The organism is Pseudomonas sp. KCJK8993 (assembly GCF_046230915.1).
GTDB lineage: Bacteria > Pseudomonadota > Gammaproteobacteria > Pseudomonadales > Pseudomonadaceae > Aquipseudomonas > Aquipseudomonas piscis.
In genome coordinates this window covers 39,835-60,906 of the sequence record NZ_JBJJLO010000029.1, presented here as the reverse complement: position 1 = coordinate 60,906, position 21,072 = coordinate 39,835, and the positions used below count along the sequence as shown (strand labels likewise).

20 protein-coding genes are annotated in these 21,072 nt (G+C 64.4%); 5 read left to right on the top strand and 15 right to left on the bottom strand.

Going from position 1 to position 21,072, the window contains the following annotated elements; genetic code table 11:
- The first annotated feature begins 66 nt into the window (after positions 1 to 66).
- Positions 67 to 849: an OmpA family protein gene (locus ACK6AU_RS12245; protein ID WP_185700044.1), complete on the top strand. Its 783-nt coding sequence runs from the start codon at positions 67 to 69 to the stop codon at positions 847 to 849.
- A 102-nt stretch (positions 850 to 951) separates the two neighbouring features.
- On the opposite strand, the gene ACK6AU_RS12240 is transcribed toward ACK6AU_RS12245, so the two are convergent.
- From ACK6AU_RS12240 to ACK6AU_RS12175, 14 genes are all read right to left on the bottom strand, one after another.
- Positions 952 to 1,278, bottom strand: a complete 327-nt coding sequence (locus ACK6AU_RS12240; RefSeq protein ID WP_409299475.1) for a hypothetical protein — start codon at positions 1,276 to 1,278, stop codon at positions 952 to 954.
- A complete protein-coding gene (locus ACK6AU_RS12235) occupies positions 1,275 to 2,201 on the bottom strand; it encodes an alpha/beta hydrolase (RefSeq protein ID WP_409299474.1) in 927 nt (308 codons plus the stop codon). The genes ACK6AU_RS12240 and ACK6AU_RS12235 overlap by 4 nt, the downstream gene beginning before the upstream one ends.
- Positions 2,202 to 2,324: 123 nt before the next feature.
- Positions 2,325 to 3,602 carry a flavohemoglobin expression-modulating QEGLA motif protein gene (locus ACK6AU_RS12230; RefSeq protein WP_409299473.1) on the bottom strand — a complete coding sequence of 426 codons (1,278 nt, stop codon included), beginning with the start codon at positions 3,600 to 3,602 and terminating at the stop codon, positions 2,325 to 2,327.
- Between the two features lie 134 nt (positions 3,603 to 3,736).
- On the bottom strand, positions 3,737 to 4,453 hold the full coding sequence (locus tag ACK6AU_RS12225; protein WP_185700041.1) for a TetR family transcriptional regulator: 717 nt from the start codon (positions 4,451 to 4,453) through the stop codon (positions 3,737 to 3,739).
- A gap of 105 nt (positions 4,454 to 4,558) precedes the next feature.
- Positions 4,559 to 6,061 (bottom strand): lysine--tRNA ligase, encoded by a 1,503-nt coding sequence (gene lysS, locus ACK6AU_RS12220; RefSeq protein WP_185700040.1) that lies wholly within the window; start codon positions 6,059 to 6,061, stop codon positions 4,559 to 4,561.
- 91 nt (positions 6,062 to 6,152) lie between these two features.
- Positions 6,153 to 7,248, bottom strand: a protein-coding gene (gene prfB, locus ACK6AU_RS12215) for a peptide chain release factor 2 (RefSeq protein WP_185700039.1) whose coding sequence is annotated in 2 segments (ribosomal slippage) — positions 6,153 to 7,175 and positions 7,177 to 7,248 — 1,095 coding nt in all. Because the reading frame shifts where the segments join, the coding sequence is not laid out codon by codon here.
- 105 nt (positions 7,249 to 7,353) lie between these two features.
- Entirely contained in the window at positions 7,354 to 8,355 is a 1,002-nt protein-coding gene (locus ACK6AU_RS12210) for a PleD family two-component system response regulator (protein ID WP_053134414.1), read from the bottom strand.
- 48 nt (positions 8,356 to 8,403) lie between these two features.
- Positions 8,404 to 9,414 (bottom strand): chemotaxis response regulator protein-glutamate methylesterase, encoded by a 1,011-nt coding sequence (locus ACK6AU_RS12205; protein WP_185700038.1) that lies wholly within the window; start codon positions 9,412 to 9,414, stop codon positions 8,404 to 8,406.
- Entirely contained in the window at positions 9,411 to 11,747 is a 2,337-nt protein-coding gene (locus tag ACK6AU_RS12200) for a hybrid sensor histidine kinase/response regulator (protein WP_185700037.1), read from the bottom strand. The genes ACK6AU_RS12205 and ACK6AU_RS12200 overlap by 4 nt, the downstream gene beginning before the upstream one ends.
- Entirely contained in the window at positions 11,744 to 12,430 is a 687-nt protein-coding gene (locus tag ACK6AU_RS12195) for a chemotaxis protein CheW (protein WP_185700036.1), read from the bottom strand. The genes ACK6AU_RS12200 and ACK6AU_RS12195 overlap by 4 nt, the downstream gene beginning before the upstream one ends.
- Positions 12,427 to 13,701, bottom strand: coding sequence for a protein-glutamate O-methyltransferase CheR (locus ACK6AU_RS12190; RefSeq protein WP_185700035.1), 1,275 nt, complete (start codon positions 13,699 to 13,701; stop codon positions 12,427 to 12,429). The genes ACK6AU_RS12195 and ACK6AU_RS12190 overlap by 4 nt, the downstream gene beginning before the upstream one ends.
- Positions 13,698 to 14,234: a chemotaxis protein CheW gene (locus ACK6AU_RS12185; RefSeq protein WP_409299472.1), complete on the bottom strand. Its 537-nt coding sequence runs from the start codon at positions 14,232 to 14,234 to the stop codon at positions 13,698 to 13,700. The genes ACK6AU_RS12190 and ACK6AU_RS12185 overlap by 4 nt, the downstream gene beginning before the upstream one ends.
- A complete protein-coding gene (locus tag ACK6AU_RS12180) occupies positions 14,234 to 15,796 on the bottom strand; it encodes a methyl-accepting chemotaxis protein (protein ID WP_409299477.1) in 1,563 nt (520 codons plus the stop codon). Before ACK6AU_RS12180 ends, ACK6AU_RS12185 begins: the two co-directional genes overlap by 1 nt.
- A gap of 261 nt (positions 15,797 to 16,057) precedes the next feature.
- On the bottom strand, positions 16,058 to 16,783 hold the full coding sequence (locus ACK6AU_RS12175) for a tellurite resistance TerB family protein (RefSeq protein WP_185700032.1): 726 nt from the start codon (positions 16,781 to 16,783) through the stop codon (positions 16,058 to 16,060).
- Between the two features lie 232 nt (positions 16,784 to 17,015).
- Between ACK6AU_RS12175 and ACK6AU_RS12170 the strand changes: the two genes are divergently transcribed.
- From ACK6AU_RS12170 to ACK6AU_RS12155, 4 genes are all read left to right on the top strand, one after another.
- Entirely contained in the window at positions 17,016 to 17,468 is a 453-nt protein-coding gene (locus ACK6AU_RS12170; protein WP_260498026.1) for a hypothetical protein, read from the top strand.
- Positions 17,458 to 18,477 (top strand): hypothetical protein, encoded by a 1,020-nt coding sequence (locus ACK6AU_RS12165; protein WP_409299471.1) that lies wholly within the window; start codon positions 17,458 to 17,460, stop codon positions 18,475 to 18,477. The genes ACK6AU_RS12170 and ACK6AU_RS12165 overlap by 11 nt, the downstream gene beginning before the upstream one ends.
- A 134-nt stretch (positions 18,478 to 18,611) precedes the next feature.
- Positions 18,612 to 19,208, top strand: coding sequence for a TetR/AcrR family transcriptional regulator (locus tag ACK6AU_RS12160; RefSeq protein WP_185700030.1), 597 nt, complete (start codon positions 18,612 to 18,614; stop codon positions 19,206 to 19,208).
- A 2-nt stretch (positions 19,209 to 19,210) separates the two neighbouring features.
- Positions 19,211 to 20,404, top strand: coding sequence for a DUF418 domain-containing protein (locus ACK6AU_RS12155; RefSeq protein ID WP_185700029.1), 1,194 nt, complete (start codon positions 19,211 to 19,213; stop codon positions 20,402 to 20,404).
- Here the strand turns inward: ACK6AU_RS12155 and ACK6AU_RS12150 are convergent.
- The gene (locus tag ACK6AU_RS12150; protein ID WP_185700028.1) at positions 20,401 to 20,934 is read right to left on the bottom strand and encodes a GNAT family N-acetyltransferase; all 534 of its coding nucleotides are present in this window, start codon (positions 20,932 to 20,934) and stop codon (positions 20,401 to 20,403) included. The two genes, ACK6AU_RS12155 and ACK6AU_RS12150, sit on opposite strands and share 4 nt — an antisense overlap.
- Between the last annotated feature and the right edge of the window lie 138 nt (positions 20,935 to 21,072).

Here is a 21,072-nt window from a genome sequence, read left to right as displayed (position 1 = left end):
TGCGCAGCGGGCAGTAAGCACCCGCCGATTCCCACGTACTCGTAAGCGATTGAAAGGACGACCACTATGCGCAAACAACTGATGATCCCTGCCCTGCTGGCCATGAGCGTAGCCCTGGCGGCCTGCTCCACCCCGCCTAACGCCAACCTGGAAAACGCCCGGACCAACTTCTCGGCCCTGCAAGCCAACCCACAGGCCAGCAAGCTCGCCGCCCTGGAAACCAAGGACGCCGCCGACTGGATGAACAAGGCCGACAAAGCCTACCTGGACAAGGAGAACGAGAAGAAAGTCGACCAATTGGCCTACCTGACCAACCAGCGGGTTGAAGTAGCCAAGGAAACCATTGCCCTGCGTACCGCCGAGATCAAGCTCAAGGACGCTGGCGACCAGCGTGCCCGCGCCATCCTCGATGCCCGCGACGCGCAGATCAAGCAGCTGCAGGCCAGCCTCAACGCCAAGCAGACCGATCGCGGCACCCTGGTGACCTTCGGCGACGTGTTGTTTGCCCTCAACAAGTCGGACCTCAAGCCCGCCGGCCTGGCCAACATCAACAAGCTGGCCCAGTTCCTCCAGCAGAATCCGGACCGCAAGGTGATCGTCGAGGGCTACACCGACAGCACCGGCAGCGACTCCTACAACCAGTCGCTGTCCGAGCGCCGCGCCGGCTCGGTACAGATGGCCCTGATCCGCATGGGTATCGACCCGGCGCGCATCGTCTCCCAGGGTTATGGCAAGGAATATCCGGTAGCCGATAACGGCAGCGTTTCCGGCCGGGCCATGAACCGCCGCGTGGAAGTGACCATTTCCAACGACAACCAGCCAGTGGCTCCTCGCTCCACGATCCGCTGATGCTGGCCCCCGGCCTAGACGGGCCGGGAAAACAAAACGCCGCGGACCTGGGTCCGCGGCGTTTTTTCATGCCTGGTTGAAACAGGCCCGGGGCCTGGGGGCTCACTGCACCAGTTGCGGGGTTTCCTGGCCCATGCAGCGCACCGCCTGCTTCTTATTGTCGACCAACACACCGGTCAGGCCCTTCTGCTGGGTATCGAACAGCACCAGCACGCCATCCACGCATTGGGCCACCTGCGCTGCCGGCTTGAGGGAGATCTTGTAGTCCTCCCCGGGAGTGGTCTTGAGCATGGTGAAGTCGTTGAGCAGCAACGCATCCTCCGGCTTGGCGAAATGCAGGTAGCCGTAGTACCACAGGCAGGCCACGGTACCGATGATGCTGCAGATACCGGTGATGATCATTGGCAGGACGTTACGTTCTTCACTCATTGCGGACTCTCTGGAGGTTCAACTGCTGAATTAGGGGTCGTCGGGTAGTTGGGGATTTCCCCCAGGCGGCGCAACCCGTCGAAATGCCGCGGATCGTCGAGGTAGCGCAGCATCACGCTGCGCCAGGTCGGATCGGCGAAAGTCTGCACATGGTCGCCGCGGGTCAGTTGCAGGACTCGCGGCGGCGGCGCAGCTTGATACAGGCGGATGCCATTGGACAGGGGGACGAGCGGGTCGTCGAGGCTGTGGTAGATCAGTTTCGGCACCCCGGTCAGGCGCGCCATGGAATGGATCGCGCTATCGCCATCCGGGACCAGCCAGGACAGCGGCACCTGCAAGGGCCAGGTCAACCAGGAAGTGCTCAGGGCGTAGCGCCCGACATCACGATAACTGGCCGGCACGCCGTCGAAAACGATGGCCTTGAGCCGGGCCTGGCGTTCGGGATGCTCCACCAGGTAGTGGATGGCCAGCGCACCGCCCAGGCTCTGGCCGAGGACCACCAGTGGCTTGCCCTGGACCTCGGGGGCCTGGTCCAGCCAGGCGAAGGCGCTGTCCAGGTCCTGGTAGATCGCCGGCAGGGTGGGTTCGCCCTCGGACAAGCCGTAGCCGCGATAGTCCAGCAACAACACCTGGTAACCCTGTTCCGGCAGCCACCAGCTGCCGCCCAGGTGCCAGGCCAGGTTGCCGCCATTGCCATGCAGGTGCAGCACCGTGCCCTTGACCGGCACCCCGGCCTTGGCCGGCAACCACCAGGCATGGAGCTTGAGGCCGTCGGCGGTGGTCAGGGTGACGTCACGGTATTCGAGCTTGGCCCGCTCGGGGGTGAAGGGCAGGCCCGGCTCGGGATAGAACAGCAGCGAACTGCAACCGTGCAGGCCCAGCAACAGGGCAAGTACCGCGCAACACTTGAATAGTCGGCTCACCCGCGATTCCCCGCTCGGTATTGCGCCGAGGCGCAATCCGGCATCGATGGCAGCGCCTGCTGAAGCAACCCGTGGCGGCTGCGGATATCTGTGGATACGTCCATGTGCGCCCCCCGGCTGCAATCAAAGGATGTTGGAGTAGTCGGCCTCGATCCGGTCCAGGCTCAGGTGGTTGAGGAAGTTGGAGAAGCACATCCATGCCGACAGGGCGTTCATGTCGCGGAACTGCTCGGGCAGGTACTTGGGCGCCACCACCATCCCTTCGTCCACCAGCTGGCGCAAGGTACGCATGTCTTCCAGGGTGGTCTTGCCGCAGAACAGCAGTGGCACCTGCTCCAGCTTGCCCTTGCGCACGGCGAGCTGAATGTAGTTGTAAACCATGATGAAGCCCTTGAGATAGGACAAGTCCTTGGTGAAAGGCAGCCCTGTGGGCACCGAACCACGGAACACCCGGCTGGCGTTGCCATAGCTCTCGGCCATCTCGAAACCCTGTTCGCGGAAGAACTCGAACACCTGCAAAAAATCCGCCCCCTCCTCCACCATGTGGATGGCCCGGGTACGGTTGGTCAGCTTGCGCAGGCGGCTGGGGTAGGAGGCGAAGGTGATGATTTCCATGAGGATCGCCAGCCCCTCCTGGGTCACCGTCGACGAGGGCGGGCCCTTGGCCAGGAAGGTGCAGATCGGCTGGTTCAGGCCGTTCAGGGTGGTGCCTACGTGCACCAGCCCTTCGTGGACTTCCAGCGCCCTTACGTCGCGGTCGTTGAACATCGCATCGCTGCGGATCTTGATGTAGTCGGCGCCTGCCGCCGCATCGGCGACGATACCGTCGGACTCGAAGACCCGGATGGTTTCCTCGGCCTCGCCGAAGACCTTGTTCAGCCGGCCCTGCAGCAGGCTCACCGCGTCCTTGGCGCTCAGGGTCTTGGGCTCGTCCTTGAGGTCGCCACGGCCGTCGATGTTGTTCAGGTAGTCGGACATCATCAGGCCGAGGTCCGCCAGGGTCGGGTCGCCGGCATGGAAGGCATCCGAGGCGGCGCCGTACAGCTCCTGGGAGATCAGGCCGAAGTCACCGGTGCCCCGGGCCTCGAGCATGCGCACCACCATGCGGTATTCCTTGCACATGCGGCGCATGATCTGCCCCACCGGGTTGAACTGGCCCAGTTGGCGAGTGATGTCGCGCTCGATGTTCTGGAATTCCAGCTTCACCGCGCCGGAGTCGAAGGACAGCGGGCGGCCTTCGTAATAGGCGCGGTCCACCGCCGGCATTTCCTTGCCCTTGGCCTTGAGAAAACCTTTGCGGATGCTCTCGTCCCACTTCACTGCGTCCAGTACGCGGATCGGTGTCTGCGCCAGCACTATGCGATCGGACAAGGTGCGTATCGTCTGCTGGTAATCGTCCACCGGAAATTCCCTCTGTTGAATCGCTCGAAGCTGTTACTGGCGGCCCGCTGAACGCGCACCGCTGCGACGAAGACCTCGTCGGTCCTGAATTGACCTGGTGCCCGGTCGATCCGTTCCCGGCCGGGACTGCTACCTCATACGGAGGCCAGCACCAGATGCATGTAGCGGGTCAGGATGCCGAGCATTTCCTCTTCGGCCAGGGGCTCGGCATCGTTGAGCAGGCCCTGATATTCCATTCGGCCGATTATAGACGTCAACACCTTGGCATCCTGCTGTGGCTCGCGCGACCCCAGGACCTGGAAGAACTGGCACGTGCCCTGTAGCAGGATCTGCTGGTGCGAGCGCACCAATTGCGCCAGGCGCGGATTGAGCAACGCTTCCTGGCGGAATGCCTGCTCGGCCATCAGGTGCTCGCGGCGGGTACTGAGCTGGCGCTGCACGTAGTCGGCGGTCATCCGCGCGATATCGTCGGCCAGTTGCGAGCGGCACGCCGGGCTGCCGTCGCCATAGGCGACCATTTCCCGCAGCAGCCCTTCATTGTTGGCCCACAGCTTGGCCATGAATGCCGCGCTGCGTTCGACATATTGGGCGAAGGTATCGGTGAGCAGGTCATCGATATCCTTGAAGTAATAAGTGGTGGCCGATAGCGGCACACCGGCCTCGGCCGCTACCGCGCGATGGCGCACGGCCCGCACGCCATCACGCACGACGATGCGCATGGCGGCATCGAGGATCTCCTGTCGGCGTTGTTCACTGCCCTGGCGGCTGGCCTTGCGGCCTTGGTACTGAACACTTTCAGCCACCGCGGTGGCGATGCCAGCTGCACCTTCTTGAGCAATTGCACGGTTCACGACAGGTATTCCCCTTATCAGTCACACAGAATCAAAAGCGGTACGTCAGTTCCAACCAGACAATAAAAAGCCGCCTGGTGAAGGCGGCTTCTTGTTCACGACATCTTAGGCTTGCGGCCGCATGTGCGGGAACAGGATCACGTCGCGGATCGACGGCGAGTTGGTCAGCAACATCACCAGGCGGTCGATGCCGATGCCTTCACCAGCGGTCGGCGGCATGCCGTATTCCAGGGCGCGGACGAAGTCGGCATCGTAGTGCATGGCTTCGTCGTCACCGGCGTCCTTCTCGGCCACCTGGGCCAGGAAGCGCTCGGCCTGGTCCTCGGCATCGTTGAGCTCGGAGTAGGCGTTGGCGATCTCGCGGCCACCGATGAACAGCTCGAAACGGTCGGTAACAGCCGGGTTTTCGTCGTTGCGACGGGCCAGCGGCGACACTTCGAACGGGTACTCGGTGATGAAGTGCGGCTGCTCCAGCTTGTGCTCCACCAGCTCTTCGAAAATCATCACCTGCAGCTTGCCCAGGCCTTCGTGGCCCAGCACCTTGGCGCCGGCCTTTTTGGCGATCTCGCGGGCGCGGTCGACGTCCTGCAGGTCGGCAGCGGTCAGCTCGGGGTTGTACTTGAGGATCGAATCGAACACCGACAGGCGGGCGAACGGTTCGCCGAAGTGGAACACCTTGTCGCCGTACGGCACGTCGGTGCTACCCAGGACCAGCTGCGCCAGCTCGCGGAACAGTTCCTCGGTGAGGTCCATGTTGTCGCGGTAGTCGGCATAGGCCTGGTAGAACTCGAGCATGGTGAACTCGGGGTTGTGACGAGTCGAGACGCCTTCGTTACGGAAGTTGCGGTTGATCTCGAACACTTTCTCGAAGCCACCCACCACCAGGCGCTTGAGGTACAGCTCCGGCGCGATACGCAGGAACATGGCCATGTCCAGGGCGTTGTGGTGGGTTTCGAACGGCTTGGCCGCGGCACCACCCGGGATGGTCTGCAGCATCGGCGTCTCGACTTCGAGGAAGTCGCGCTCGATGAGGAACTTGCGGATGTGCGAGATCACTTGCGAACGCACACGGAAGGTGTGGCGGGTTTCCTCGTTGACCATCAGGTCGACGTAGCGCTGGCGGTAGCGCTGCTCGGTGTCGGTCAGGCCATGGTGCTTGTCCGGCAGCGGGCGCAGCGACTTGGTCAGCAGGCGCACGTTGGTCATCTCGACGTACAGGTCGCCCTTGCCGGAACGGGCCAGGGTACCTTCGGCGCTGATGATGTCGCCCAGGTCCCAGGTCTTGACGGCGGCCAGGGTTTCTTCCGCCAGGGTCTTGCGGTTGACGTAGACCTGGATGCGGCCGGTCATGTCCTGGATCACCATGAACGAGCCACGGTTGAGCATGATGCGACCTGCCACCTTGACCGGGATCGCCGCTGCTTCCAGCTCTTCCTTGGTCTTGTCCGCGTACTGTTTCTGCAGGTCGTTGCAGTAGCTGTCGCGACGGAAGTCGTTGGGGAAGGCATTGCCTTTGGCACGCTCCGCGGCAAGTTTTTCCTTGCGCAGGGCGATCAGGGCGTTTTCTTCCTGTTGCAGGTCTTGCGCTTCGGTCTTGAGGTCGCTCATGTCGTCATTCTTTCCATCAGGTGTTCATTGCCCCTGTCGGGCAGGGCGCACGATACCGGCAATGGCCGGTATCGCGGCGGTGGTGTGCGGTTTACAGCCCCTGCTTGAGGCTCGCTTCCAGGTACTGGTCGAGGTCGCCGTCCAGGACCTTCTGGCAGTCGCTGCGCTCGACGCCGGTACGCAGGTCCTTGATGCGTGAGTCATCCAGTACGTAGGAACGGATCTGGTGGCCCCAGCCGATGTCCGACTTGCTGTCTTCCAGGGCTTGCGAGGCGGCATTGCGCTTCTGCATCTCCAGCTCGTACAACTTGGCCCGCAACATCTTCATGGCGGTGTCCTTGTTGGCGTGCTGGGAGCGTTCGTTCTGGCAGCTGACCACGGTGTTGGTCGGTACGTGGGTGATCCGTACCGCCGAGTCGGTGGTGTTCACGTGCTGGCCGCCGGCGCCGGAGGAGCGATAGGTATCGATGCGCAGGTCGGACGGGTTGATCTCGATCTCGACCTTGTCGTCGATCTCGGGCGAGACGAAGACCGCCGAGAACGAAGTGTGGCGGCGCGCGCCGGAGTCGAACGGGCTCTTGCGCACCAGGCGGTGCACGCCGATCTCGGTACGCAGCCAGCCGAAGGCGTACTCGCCCTTGATGTGCACGGTGGCGCCCTTGATACCGGCGACATCACCCTCGGACAGTTCCATGATGGTGGCATCGAAGCCGCGCTTGTCGGCCCAACGCAGGTACATGCGCAGCAGGATGTTGGCCCAGTCCTGGGCCTCGGTGCCGCCGGAGCCGGCCTGGATGTCCAGGTAGGCGTTGTTCATGTCCATCTCGCCACTGAACATGCGACGGAACTCAAGCTGGGCCAGCGCTTCTTCCAGGCCCTGCAGCTCGGTCTCGACGTCGCTCACGGCGCCTTCGTCATTCTCTTCGACGGCCATGTCGAGCAAGTCCTTGCAGTCGGCCAGGCCACCGGACAGCTTGTCCAGGGTCTCGACGACCTGTGCCAGCATGGAGCGCTCGCGTCCCAGGGCCTGGGCGTACTCGGGCTTGTTCCAGACGTTGGGGTCTTCCAGCTCGCGGTTGACTTCGATCAGGCGGTCATGCTTGTGATCGTAGTCAAAGATACCCCCGAATGGACTGGGAACGCTCGGTCAGGTCCTTGATGGTGTTCAGGATCGGGTTGATTTCCATGGATGGCAGCACTCGTTGGCGAACTTTTGAAAGCCGGCGATTATAACGGAATCACAGAATGGCGGCAGCCCGCTTGGCGCCTCAAGGCGGCCGATCCGGCTTTTTTCACTCGATCCCCACCTGATTGCGCCCATTGTTCTTGGCCAGGTACAAGCCCTTGTCCGCCGCCGAAATCAACTGCCGGCAGTGGCTGTTGGGCTGCGGGGTCATGGTCGACAGGCCGATGCTGATGGTCAGGCTGGCCCCTTCCACCGGCGCGATATGGGGGATCTTCAGGGCCTCGACGGTCTGGCGCAGCTTTTCGGCTACCAGGCGTGCGCCACCCGGCGAGGTATTGGGCAGCACCAGCACGAACTCCTCGCCGCCGTAGCGCGCCGGCAGGTCGGATGGCCGGCTGCTGGCCTCGCGGATCGCCGCGGCCACCTTGCGCAGGGCTTCGTCGCCCTCCAGGTGGCCGAAGGTATCGTTGTAGGTCTTGAAATAGTCGACGTCGATCATCAGCAGCGACAGTTGGGTCTGCTCACGCATGGCCCGGCGCCATTCCAGCTCCAGGTACTCGTCGAAGTGCCGGCGGTTGGACAGCCCGGTCAGGCCATCGGAGTTCATCAGGCGCTGCAGCACCAGGTTGGTATCCAGCAGCTGCTGCTGGCTGACCCGCAGTGCCCGGTAGGCGGCGTCCCGCTGCAACAGGGTCATGTAGGAGCGCGAGTGGTAGCGGATGCGCGCCACCAGCTCGATGTTGTCCGGCAGCTTGACCAGGTAGTCGTTGGCCCCGGCGGCGAACGCCGCGCTCTTGATCAGCGGGTCTTCCTTGGTGGACAGGACGATGATCGGGATGTTCTGCGTTGCCGGGTGGTTGCGGTACTCGCGCACCAGGGTCAGGCCGTCCAGGCCCGGCATCACCAGGTCCTGGAGGATCACCGTGGGCTTGATGCGGATCGCCTGGGCAATGGCCTGGTGCGGATCGGCGCAGAAGTGGAAGTCGATGTTTTCCTCATTCGCCAACCCACGCCGAACCGCCTCGCCGATCATGGCCTGGTCATCGACCAGCAACACCATGGCGGCGTTTTCGTCGGTCTTGAATTCGTCGAGCTGTAAATCATTCATGGGTGGTCACCTGAAATGCTACCCGGCCAGGACAGCTGCGTTTATCAGTCATTTGGCGAATATCTCCAGCAAACGTGGAGCGATCTTGTCCAGTGGGCGAATTTCTGCGGCGGCGCCGATGGCAGCGGCCGCCTTGGGCATGCCATACACCGCACTACTGTTCTGGTCCTGGGCGATGGTCAGATAACCCTGATCGCGCATCAGCTTCAAGCCCTGGGCACCATCCCGGCCCATGCCCGTCAGCAACACGCCCACCGCATCGCCGTTCCAATAACTGGCGACACTTTCAAAAAATACGTCGATGGAGGGTCGATAGATCTCGTTCACCGGCTCGGCGGTATAGGCCAGCGTGCCGTTCTTCAACAGGCGGATGTGATGATTGGTGCCCGCCAACAGTACCGTACCGCTCAGTGGCGGTTCCCCCTCCCGGGCCAGGCGCACTGGCAATCCCGATGCACTGCTGAGCCACTCGGCCATGCCTGCGGCGAACACCTGGTCGACATGCTGGACCAGCACGATGGCGGCCGGAAAGTCCTTTGGCAAGCCTTTGAGCAACACCTCCAGGGCTGCCGGCCCGCCGGCGGAGGAACCGATGGCCACCAGGCTCCGGCGCGCCACGCCGTTGCGCAGGGGATGCGGCGCGGAACGCACGCGGCTGCCGCTCTGGCCGATCAGCCAGCCGATATTGAGGATCTTGCGCAGCAACGGCGCCGCCGCCTGCTGGGCGTTGCCCGCCCCCAACGCCGGCGTATCGACCACATCCAGGGCACCATGGCCCATGGCCTCGAACACCCGGTGCACGTTCTGCTGGCGGTCGACGGTGACGATCACGATGGCGCAGGGCGACTCGGCCATGATCCGCCGCGTGGCCTCGACCCCATCCATCACCGGCATGATCAGGTCCATCAGGATCAGGTCCGGAGTCAGCTCGGCGCAGTACTGCACCGCTTCCGCGCCGTTGGTGGCGACCCACACCACCTCGTGGCTGGGGTCGAAGGCCAGCGCCCGGCGCAGCGCCTCCACCGCCATGGGCATGTCATTGACTATCGCTATCTTCATGCCCGCGCACCTCCAATCAGTTCCACCACCGCATCCAGCAGGGCGTCGTCATGGAAACTGGCCTTGGCTAGATAATAGTCGGCACCGGCATCCAGCCCACGACGCCGGTCTTCCTCACGATCCTTGTAGGACACCACCATCACCGGCAACGACTGCAAGCGATTGTCGCGACGCAGCAGCGTGACCAACTCGATCCCATCCATCCGCGGCATGTCGATGTCGGTGATCAGCAGGTCGAAGTTCTCCGAGCGCAGGGCGTTCCAGCCGTCCATGCCGTCTACGGCCACGGCCACGTCATAGCCGCGATTGATCAGCAGCTTGCGCTGCAATTCGCGCACCGTCAGCGAGTCGTCGACCACCAGGATGCGCTTGCGCGCAGCCTGGGCATGCTGCTGATGATGCCGGGCGATGCGCTCCAGGCGACCGGTGTCGAGCAGCTTGTCCACCGAGCGCAGCATGTCCTCGACATCGACGATCAACGCCACCCGGCCGTCATCCAGCAAGGCACCGGCGGAAATGTCCTGGATCTTTCCCAGGCGCTCGTCCAGCGGCAGCACCACCAGGGTCCGCTCGCCGATGAAGCGCTCCACGGCGATGCCGTACATGGCCTCGCGCTCGCGGATCACCACCACCTTCAAGGTCGCAGCGCCATCCTGGGCCGCCGGTCGCTGCAACAGCTGACTGGCCGCCACCAGGCCGACATGCCGGCCCTCGTGCCAGAAATGCTGGCGCCCCTCCACCTGGACGATGTCCTCCGGCTCCAGATCGCGCATGCGCTCGATATGGGCCAGCGGGAAGGCATAGGCTTCGCCCCCCACTTCCACTACCAGGCTGCGTACCACCGACAAGGTCAACGGCACTTCAAGGTGGAAGCGGCTGCCCTGGCCGGTAACCTGTTCCAGCACCACCGCCCCGCGCAATTGGCGCACCATGTGCTGCACCGCATCCAGGCCGACACCCCGGCCGGAAACTTCCGTGACCTTGTCCCGCAGGCTGAAACCCGGCAGGAACAGGAAGGTCAACAGTTCCTCCTCGCTGAGCTGGGCGGCAGTCTCGGCCGGCGATAGATGACGCTCGACGATGCTCAGGCGCAACCGCTCCAGGTCCACGCCATGCCCATCGTCGTTCAACTCCAGCACCAGCAACCCCGCCTGGTGCGAGGCCCGCAGGCGAATCACCCCTTCGGCCGGCTTGCCCGCCAGCAAGCGCTGCTCGGGCAGCTCGATGCCGTGGTCGACGGCATTGCGCAACAGATGGGTCAAAGGTGCCTCGAGTTTTTCCAGCACGTCGCGGTCGACCTGGGTCTTTTCACCCTCGATCTCCAGGCGCACCTGCTTGCCCAGGCTGCGCCCCAGGTCCCGGACCATGCGGGCCTGGCCGCCCAGCACATCGGCGAAGGGCCTCATCCGGCAGGCCAGGGCCGTGTCGTAGAGCACCTGGGCGCGCTGGCTGGCCTGCCAGCCGAACTCATCGAGCTCGGCGGTCTTTTCCGCCAGCAGTTGCTGGGACTCGGCCAACAACCGCCGCGCATCCGCCAGGGCCTCCTGGGCCTCAAGGCCCAGGGCATGCTCCTTCAGATGCAAGTTGAGATTCTCCAGAGCCGCCAGGCTGTTGCTCTGGATCCGCTTGAGACGCTGCAGGGTGGCCAGGTATGGCTTGAGCCGCTGGGTTTCCACCAAGGACTTGCTGGACAGATCCAGCAGGCTGTTGAGGCGCTCGGCGGTGACCCGCAGCACCCGCTCACCGCCATCGGTAACCCTTCGGCCACGGCGCAGGCCCGGGACCGGCTCCGCGGCAGGCTCGTCGGACGCCTGCGCGTAAGGCTCGGGGTCGGCCAGCGCCGGCTCCGGCATCTGCGGCCTGGGCTCGAGCAGTAGCTCCGGCATGCCCGCCGCAACAGGCGCCGGCACCCCAGGCGCTGCCCGCTGCGGCGCGCCAGGTCCCTGGGTCAACAAGCGCTCCATCAGCGCCACATAGGCCTGGATATCCGGGGCCACGAGCTCGGCACCGCCCGGAGTGGCGATGCGCATCAGCAGGTCGGTGCCCTGGAGCAAGGCATCGATGTGCTCGGGTTGCAGATAAAGGCGCCCTTCCTGGGCACTGACCAGGCAATCCTCCATGACATGGGCAACGCTGACACCGGCATCGACCCCGACGATCCGGGCCGCGCCCTTGAGGGAATGGGCCGCGCGCATGCAAGCCTCCAGCTGGTCGGCCTGGGTCGGGTTGCGCTCCAGGGCCAGCAGCCCGGCGCTGAGCACCTGGGTCTGGGCCTCGGCCTCCAGGCTGAACAGTTCCAGCAACGAGGCGTCACGCATTTGGTCAGGTGTCATGTCAGGCTCCGGGTCACGGCCGAGAGCAATTGCTCTTCATTCAGCAAGCGCACGCTGCGCCCTTGCCATTGCAACACGCCACGAGTGTATTTGGCACTGGCCTGGTCACCGGAGGCCGAAGCGTTGTCGAGGATGTGCTCCTCGATGGCATGGATACCAAGCACCTCATCCACCGGAGCCACCACGGGGCCGCCTGCGGCGCCGATGATCAGCATCCGCGGCATCACCCGGGCACTGGAGGCTGTCGCAGGCGTGCTGTCGAGCCCCAGCAACTCGGTCAACGACAGGCAGGCCACCAATGCCCCGCGGACATTGGCCACCCCCAGCAAAGCTCGTGAGCGCTGGTGCGGCAGGGAATGGATCGCCTGCTGCGGCGCCACTTCCAACAGACAGCGGGTAGGCAACCCCAGCCATTCCTCGCCAAGACGGAACATCAACAACGAACAGCTGGCCACATCGCTGTCGGTTTCCTCGGCAACCGAGCGTTCGCGGTCTTGCTGGCGCAGCGAATAACGGTCCAGCAGGCGCGTGGCGGCAGCCGAGTACACCGCACAGTTGCGGCAATGGATGTGCTCGGCCAGCAGTGCACAGGACTTGTCGCCATGGATACCGATGCGATTCCAACAGTCATCGATGACCTGCGCATCTTCACGGGTCACGTCCAACGAATAGGGATGGCTCATCGTTTCAACTCACTGTCGGCGGTGCGCGCGCTGCGGGCGGCGCGCTCCTGCAATCGTTGGGCGGCAGCCGCATCGCCCTGGGAGGCCAGCAACGCCGCCAGGTGGGCCAGGGCCTCGGGGTGCTGCGGCTCCAGGTACAAAGCCTTGCGGTAGAAACCCTGGGCCTCCATGGCGTTGCCGCAGACATCGCTGAGCAGGCCCAGCCAGTAGAACACCTGGGCCGCCGGCTCATGCTGGCGCAGGTAGCGCTCGCAGGCAGCGCGGGCCTCGGCGCTCCTGCCCTCGTTGGCCAGCGTGGCGATGCTGGCCAGCAGGCTGGCGGCACCGCTGGCGGGCGGCACGGGCTCCTCCGTCGGCAACGCTGCCAAGCGGCTGGCGAAAGGACGCTGGCGTGGCGCCGGCGGCACGATATGGCGAGGCGGGATCGGCAGCGGCGGCGGCATCGGTTGCGCCAGCATCGGCACCGGTTCGGGTTCGTTGTGACGCCTGAAGGCGAAGGACTGGGGAATGCCGATCGAGCGCATGCCCAGGCGACCCAGCAGGCTGCCCTCGGCCGGACCGATGAACAACACGCCCTCCTCATGGGTCAGGCGCTTGAGCACCTCGAACACCTGGCGCTGGGTCGGCTGGTCGAAATAGATCAGCAGGTTGCGGCAAAAGACGAAGTCGAAGGCTGGCTCGGAAGCCAGCAACCCGGGATCCATTACATTGCCCACTTGCAGACGCACCTGCTCGCGAACCCGCTCGCTCAGGCGATAGCGCTCGCCCTCGGCGACGAAATGTCGCTCACGAAAGCCAATGTCGTGACCACGGAAGGAGTTCTTGCCGTAGACCGCGCTCTTGGCGCGCTCCACCGACAACGGACTGACGTCCAGGCCGTCGATCTTGAACTGATGGGGCGCCAGGCCGCCATCCAGCAGGGCCATGGCGATCGAATAGGGCTCCTCGCCAGTGGAACAGGGCAGGCTCAACAAGCGCAGGCCACGCAGGCCCTTGAGCTGGGCCAGGCGTGCAGCGGCCAGCTTGACCAGGGTGGAGAAGGATTCCGGATAACGGAAGAACCAGGTCTCGGGAACGATCACCGCCTCGATCAGGGCCTGCTGTTCTTCCCGCGAGCCCTGCAGCCGCTGCCAGTACTCGTCGCTGCCATGGATATACAAGGCATTGCAGCGCTGACGCAGCGCCCGCTCGATGATCGCCGGCCCCACCGAAGCGACGTCCAGGCCGATGCGCTCCTTGAGGAAATCGAAGAACCGCTGTTCGCCGCTCATCGAGGCTCCTCGAGCGCGGCCGGGTCCAGCGGCGGATTGGGAAACAGCAGGTCGCGGACCGGCGCTCCCAGCAGGTCGTCGACCCGCACCCACTGCAGCAGGCCCTGCTCATCCTCCAGCACCGGTCCCAGGTAGGGTGCCTGGGAGTTGTCCAGGCCATAGGGCTGGAACCGCGCCGGGTCGCAGCGCAAGGTGTCGTTGGCCTGCTCCAGCAACAGCCCCAGTACCCGGGCCGGTTGCCCGGCATCGCCGTGATAGTGCACCAGCACCAGCCGCGTGCTGGTGCGCTGTTGTGCCGGACGGCCGAAGGTCAGCTGGCACAGGTCGACGACCGGGACCACCACGCCGCGGTAAGCGAAAACCCCGGCCACCCAGGCCGGGGACTGGGCAATGGGCTTGAGCTGCAGGCGCGGCAACACCTCCACCACGTCCAGGGCGCGCAGCGCATAGCGCTCATCGCCGATGCGAAAGACTAGGAACAGGACGCTCTTGGCCCCGGCAGCGCCATGGCGTTTGTGCGCGAGCTCGTCCATCAGACTTTGAAACGCGAAACGCCGCCACGCAGTCCCACGGCCACCTGGCTCAGCTCATCGATGGCGAAGCTGGCCTGGCGCAGGGACTCGACGGTCTGGCTGCTGGCATCGCCCAACTGCACCAGCGCGTGGTTGATCTGCTCGGCGCCGGTGGCTTGGGCCTGCATGCCTTCGTTGACCATCAGTACCCGAGGCGCCAGGGCCTGAACCTGGTGGATGATCTGCGACAGCTGCTCGCCCACCTGCTGCACTTCGGCCATGCCGCGACGGACCTCCTCGGAGAACTTGTCCATGCCCATGACGCCTGCCGACACCGCCGACTGGATCTCGCGAACCATCTGCTCGATGTCATAGGTCGCGACCGCCGTCTGGTCCGCCAGGCGCCGCACTTCCGTGGCCACCACGGCAAAACCGCGCCCGTACTCGCCGGCTTTCTCCGCTTCGATAGCGGCGTTGAGCGACAGCAGGTTGGTCTGGTCGGCAACCTTGACGATGGTCACCACCACTTGGTTGATGTTGCCGGCCTTCTCGTTGAGGATCGCCAGCTTGGCATTCACCAGGTCCGCCGCGCCCATCACCGAGTGCATGGTGTCTTCCATCCGCGCCAGCCCCTGCTGGCCCGAGCCGGCGAGCACCGAGGCCTGGTCGGCGGCACTGGAGACTTCGGTCATGGTGCGCACCAGGTCCCGCGAAGTAGCGGCGATTTCCCGCGAGGTGGCGCCGATCTCGGTGGTGGTGGCAGCGGTCTCGGTGGCCGTGGCCTGCTGCTGCTTGGACGTGGCGGCGATCTCGGTCACCGAGGTGGTGACCTGCACCGACGAGCGCTGTGCCTGGGATACCAGGCTCGCCAGTTCGCTCATCATGTCGTTGAAGCCGGTTTCCACCGCGCCGAACTCGTCCTTGCGCTCCAGGTTCAAGCGACCGCTCAGGTCGCCGGTGCGCATGATTTCCAGGATGTCGACGATACGCTTCATCGGCGACATGATCGCCCGCATCAGCAACAGGCCGCACAGGCCGGCCGCCAGGATCGCCACCAGCAGCGACCCCCCCATGCTGACCTTGGCGGCAAGCACCGCGTCATCGATCTGCGCGGCGGCCGAATCGGCCACGCCCTTGTTCTCTTCGATGATTTCGTTGAGCTTCATCCGGCCGGCAACCCAGGTGGGGGTCATTTGTTCATTGAACAGGCGGATGGCTTCGGCATTCTGGTTACGCCGATGCAGGTCCAGAATGTTGACGAGGATAGCGAGGAGGTTCTGATGGTGCGTTTCGAACTCGTTGAACTCCCTTAGGTCGCTCTCTCCACGAAGGGTTTCCTTATAGCTGGCCATGTACTTCTGCAGGCGCTGTTCGAAACCCTTGAAGTCGGCCTCGTCCTGCGCCGTGACCCCCTTGCCCTCGTCCAGGCCGAGAATGGCCTGGGTACGCAAGTAGCTGTCGACCCACGAGCCACGGATCATCGAACTGAAATAGACCCCCGGGATGGCATCGGAACGCATGCGCTCCTCTCCGGCCTCGATCTTCAACAGCCGCGAGTACGAGACGACGACCATCAGCAGCATGATGGTGATGATCACCGCAAAGCTCGCCAAAATGCGTTGGCGCAACGTCCAGTTCTTCACAGCCAGCCCTCGAACCCATTCAAAAATGGAGGGAGTATAGCCGAGGACGATCCGGGTTTATGGGTGGTTTAACGACACAGGCAGGACTTTTGCTCAATGGGCTCAGCCGCCCTGGATAGCGATATTGCACGGCCCACCCGCCCTGCACGGGCACTTCGGCAATTCCTTCGGCAAAACCGCCATCCGTGGCCGTTCGTTGCCTCAGGCCACGTCTTGGCGTGCCTGCCGTTCCAGTTCGGCCTTGAGCCCCGGTGCCAACTGCAGTTGGCGCGCCAGCTCCTCCAGGTAGGCCTTTTCCATGAAGTGCTGGTCATCCACCAACAGCAGGCTGGCCAGGTACATCTCGGCGGCCATTTCCGCAGTACTGGCGGCCCGCGCCACATCCGCCGGGTCCAGCGGTTTGTTCAGTTCGGCGTGCAGCCAGCGCTGCAACTGCGGATCATCGTCCAGCTTGCTGAACTCGCCTTCGATCAGCGTCCGCTCGCGCTCATCCACATGGCCATCGGCCTTGGCCGCCGCCACCAGGGCCTTGAGGATCGCCTGGCTGTGCTGTTCGGCCTGCTGCGCCGGCAGGCGATCGAGGGTCTGCGGCTCATTGCCCGGTGCGCCAGCCTGTTGTGCCTGCCAGTTGCCGTAGGCCTTGTAGGCCAGCACCCCGAGCGCGGCCAGGCCACCATAGGCCAGCGCCTTGCCGCCGAAGTTGCGGGCCTTCTTGTTGCCTAGCAACAAGCCCATGGCCCCAGCGGCCAGCGCACCGCCACCAGCCCCGGAAAGCAAGCCGCCCAGGTTGCCGGTCTTGCCGCCAAGCAAGGCGCCCAGGCCCACCGGATCGCCCTGGGGCTTGGCTTGCGGGACCGCCCCTGCCTTGTTCTGCAAAAGCTCCTGGCCCGATTTCAAGAGTTGGTCGAGCAAGCCACGGGTATTCATCTGCCACCTCCCAGGAAAAACGAGTGTACGTCGACATCTGAGGCTGCAAGCCTAGAGAGAAGTGCCCGGTCCCAGGGGACGATAATGCTTCTGGATGTTGCGTCCACCCAGTCTTGCCAGCAGCGCTTTGCCGCGCTGGATTAGCGCCTGGAGTTGCGGCACTATCCGCCGCCATGAACCCCCGGTGCCCATGACCGGCCCTCCTAGACACCTCCGGCAGTAAGGACGTGCCATGTCCCGTCATACCCCCATCAAGGCCTCGCTGGAACGCCAGCGAGCCCGTCGTCTGAACCACGACCACGGCAACCGCGATCAAGTCATCCGCATCGGCATCGGCCTGGCGGTCCACTCGCTGCCGGTACTGCTGTTCTACCTGGCCCACGCCTGGGGCATCCCGCTGTATCGCAAGCTGGTCAATCCAGCGGTGGTGGAACCGATGGCGCAATTCTCGTTTTTCCTGCTGATCCTGGTCAGTGCCCTGCTGGCCCTGCTGCCCAATCGGAAGTTCAAGCTGGGCCTGGTGGCCGCCCTGGTGCTGTTCAATATCTGGGCACTATTTCCCGAGAATCCGGTACGCGGCTCTGTCTACTGCTTCTTGAGCGCAGTGCCGCCACTGCTGGCCGTCTGGCTGACACAAAGGCTGTGCCAACGCTTCGAGCGCCTGGAGCTGGCCCATGCCCATTGATCGCAAGTACGGCCTGGCCGCCCTGGTCCTGGTGCTCGCCTGCGCCGCCCAAGGCCTTCGCGCCGAACCGGTGGCATGCCCATCCGCGGACCTGCCGACCTTCGCCCAGGCCTTTGCCAGCAGCCCCGAGTTGCAACAAGCGTTCAGCCGCTCGCCCATGGTCGAGCAACGCGTGGTCTATGACGAACGAGGCCGGGCAATCACCACCCGACACAAGCTGTACGGCGCCAAGCGTCCGCAACTGACCCTGCTCGCCCCCCAGGCCCAGGCCCGGAGCGACCTGCGGACTTTCTGGGAAGACCAGACCCTGGTGGTGCACGACGCCCAGGGCGATGTGCTCCAGGCCTTCGTCTTCGAGAAGGACAGCTGCTGGCAACTGGTCCGGGTGGAGCAATGGTCCATGGGCGACCTGCTGGACCAGAAGGCACCGCCAGGCGAGACCGAGGTCCAGCGCCAGGTACGCAAGGCCGAGCTGTTCCTGGACTACGGTGCTCGCGAGCAGTATCCGCTGACCGCTTATTTCTTCGAACTGGGCCAGCGCATCTTGCTGGATGCCGCCCGCCACGGTTCCGCCAATGCCGCCGTACAAGCGGTGAGCCTGGGATACTCGGGCATGGCCCCGGAACTCAAGCCAGGGGAGCCGGAGGAGTTGCTGCTGCCCTACGCCCAGAGCGACGCCGAGGCCGCCTTGATGCTGTCCATGTACTACTGCGACCCGCACGCCAATGGCCCGGAAGAAGGCTGCCAGGACCCTATCAAGGCCGAAGCGGTGGTCATGCAGGCACTGCGCAAGCTGGATGCAGGCGTTCTCTACAACACCCTCGGCAGCGCACTGGCCAGCGGACGCTGGGGCACCAGGGACCCGGACCGGGCCGTGGCCTGCTACCAGCAAGCGCTGCAACGCGACTACCTGCCCAGCCTCTCGCCCCTGACCTGGAGCACCAGCCAGGGTCAACTGCCCAAGCAGCCAGTCCAGTGCCTGTCGGAGCCGGCCCGGCAGCAAGGCTGAACGACCTCGAAACCGGGATCAGGCCGATGCCGGTCCCGGGCCTCGTTGACGCTTTTTAACAAGAATTGCATTGCCCGGTACCTGCGCGCCGGAGTTAATTGAGTGGCCGCTCAATTAACTAAAAGGCCCATTGAATGCGTCCCGCCAACCTTGCGCAACGAGAAGCCCGGTGCAACGTGCTGCTCGATGCCGCTGCCCGCTGCTTCGCCGAAAGCGGCTATGCCGCCACCCGCACCGCGGACATCTGCCTGCGGGCCGATATGAGTGCCGGCAACCTGTTTCACTACTTCCCCAGCAAGCAAGCGCTGCTATTGGCGTTGATCACCCGTGAAGGCCAGGAAATCCAGCAGGCCATGGACCAGTTGTTGCTGGAGCAGGCACCGCTTTCGGCCCTGCTGGGGTTTCTCCAGCACGTCTGCCAACTGGCCGAAGATCCGCACTACACCGGCCTGGCCCTGGAAATCGCCGCCCTCAGCCATCGCGACCTGGACATCGCATGGCACGCCCGGCACAACGACCTGGTGCTGCGCGACGGCCTGGCGGCGCTGGTACGCCAGGCCAGCGCACAAGGCCTGACCCGGCCCCAACTGTGCGCCGAGCAGGCCGCCACCTGGCTGGCCGCGCTGATCGACGGGCTGTTCACCCGCATCGCCGTCGACCCACAGTTCTCTCCCCAGGCCCAGGCTCCGGTCTTGAGGCAACTGGCCCTACATCTGCTGCAAGGAGACTGAACATGGCCCAACCCGAAAGCCTGGCACCGACCCGCCTGCAGCACGTGGACGCCCTGCGCGGATTCGCCCTGCTGGGCATCCTGGCGGTGAACATCTGGTCCTTCGCCGACCCCTACTACGCTGCGCCGACCAGCAACCCGGCCTATTCCAGCGCCCTCGATCACCTGGTGCGCTGGCTGGTGTCGGTCCTCTTCGAGGCCAAGTTCTACCTGCTGTTCTCCTTCCTGTTCGGCTACAGTTTCACCTTGCAGATGAGCTCCGCCGAACGCTCGGGGGCGTCCTTCGTGCCACGCATGTTGCGCCGGCAACTGGCCCTGTTGGTCATCGGCCTGGTGCACGGCGCGCTGCTGTTCTATGGCGAGATCCTCTCGCTGTATGCCTGGCTCGGTTTGATCCTGCTGGCGCTGCGCGGGCTATCGGCCAAATGGGCCGCAAGGCTGGCGCTGCTGCTGGTGATCGCCAGCGCGCTGATGTTCCTGCTGCTGGGCGCCGAACTGCTGGAGATCGGCCTCTACACAGGCAAGGCCGACGGTGAATCGCTGCTCAAGGACCTGGCCCTGGGCGGCAGTGCCCTGGACACCCTGGCCTACAACGCTTCGCACCTGTCGGACACCGCCTCGGCCCTGTGGCTGCTGCAAGGCCCCAGCACCCTGGCGATGTTCCTGCTGGGCTACGTGGCCGGACGCAAGGAGCTGCTGGTGGCGCCCTATCGCTTCGGGCCCAGGTTGCCATGGCTGCTGGCGTTCACCCTGCCCCTGGGCCTGGGCGGCGCCCTGCTCTACGGCTACTGGGCCGCTTATGCCCCGGGTGGTGGCCTGGAATTGATCGGCTATGGCCTCAGCCAGTTGACCGCGCCCTTGCTCTCGGCCAGCTACGCCATGCTGCTGCTCAAGGCCTTCGACTCATCCCTTGGCCAGCGCCTGTGCCGGCGCCTGGCGCCCCTGGGGCGCATGTCCCTGAGTAACTACCTGTTGCAATCGCTGATCCTCTGCCTGCTGTTCACCGGTTACGGGCTGGGGTTGATCAACCATTTGCCACCGCTGGCCTTGCCGCCGGTGGTGATCGCCATCTACCTGGTGCAGATGCAGCTCAGCGCCCTGTGGCTGCGCCATCACCAGTACGGCCCCTGCGAATGGCTGCTGCGCGCGGTGACCATCGGCGCCTGGCCGAGCTGGGGCAAACCCAGGCAGATTTAGGCCAGGCGCAGGTACAGGTGAATGTCCTCGGGCTCCAGGCGCAACAGCTCCGGATCCGGGACGTCCAGCAACTGGCAACCCAGGCCCTGGTAGAAATCCACGGTATGCCGCGACGGCGTGGCCGACACGTACAAGCCCTGGCCGCCCATGGCCAGGGCCTGCTCCCGGGCCAGGGCGAACAATTGTCGGCCCAGGCCAAGCCCGCGCCAACCCTGGCTCACATGCAGGAACTTGAGCTGGCGCAGCTGCAGCCCGGCACTGGCGATGGGCAGGCAGTCCACCACCGCCGCCGCCACCAGCCGGGTGTCGTCGAAGGCCCCATGCAGCCAGCCGCCACGCTGGTAACACTGCTGCAAGATCACTTCGTCATGCTCGGCTTCCCCGGCTGGCCAACCGGTCACCACTTCATGCTGGGCATAACGCACCAGCCTTCCATCCTCCAGGCGGTAGAACTCATCGATGAGTTCGGCACGGTCGATGGTCTTGAGCAAGGCGATGTCGTCTTCGACAAGTGGTCGCAGGCACAGCATGGGGCAATTTCCTAGGGCTGGTTAAGTCGTTACCTATGGACACAAGCTAATCATTTTTCTGCCCCAGGCGAACCGATTATTCTACGCGGCATCTGTTTAAGGTCAGACGGGTTCGGCCAACGGCATGGCCGGACCTCA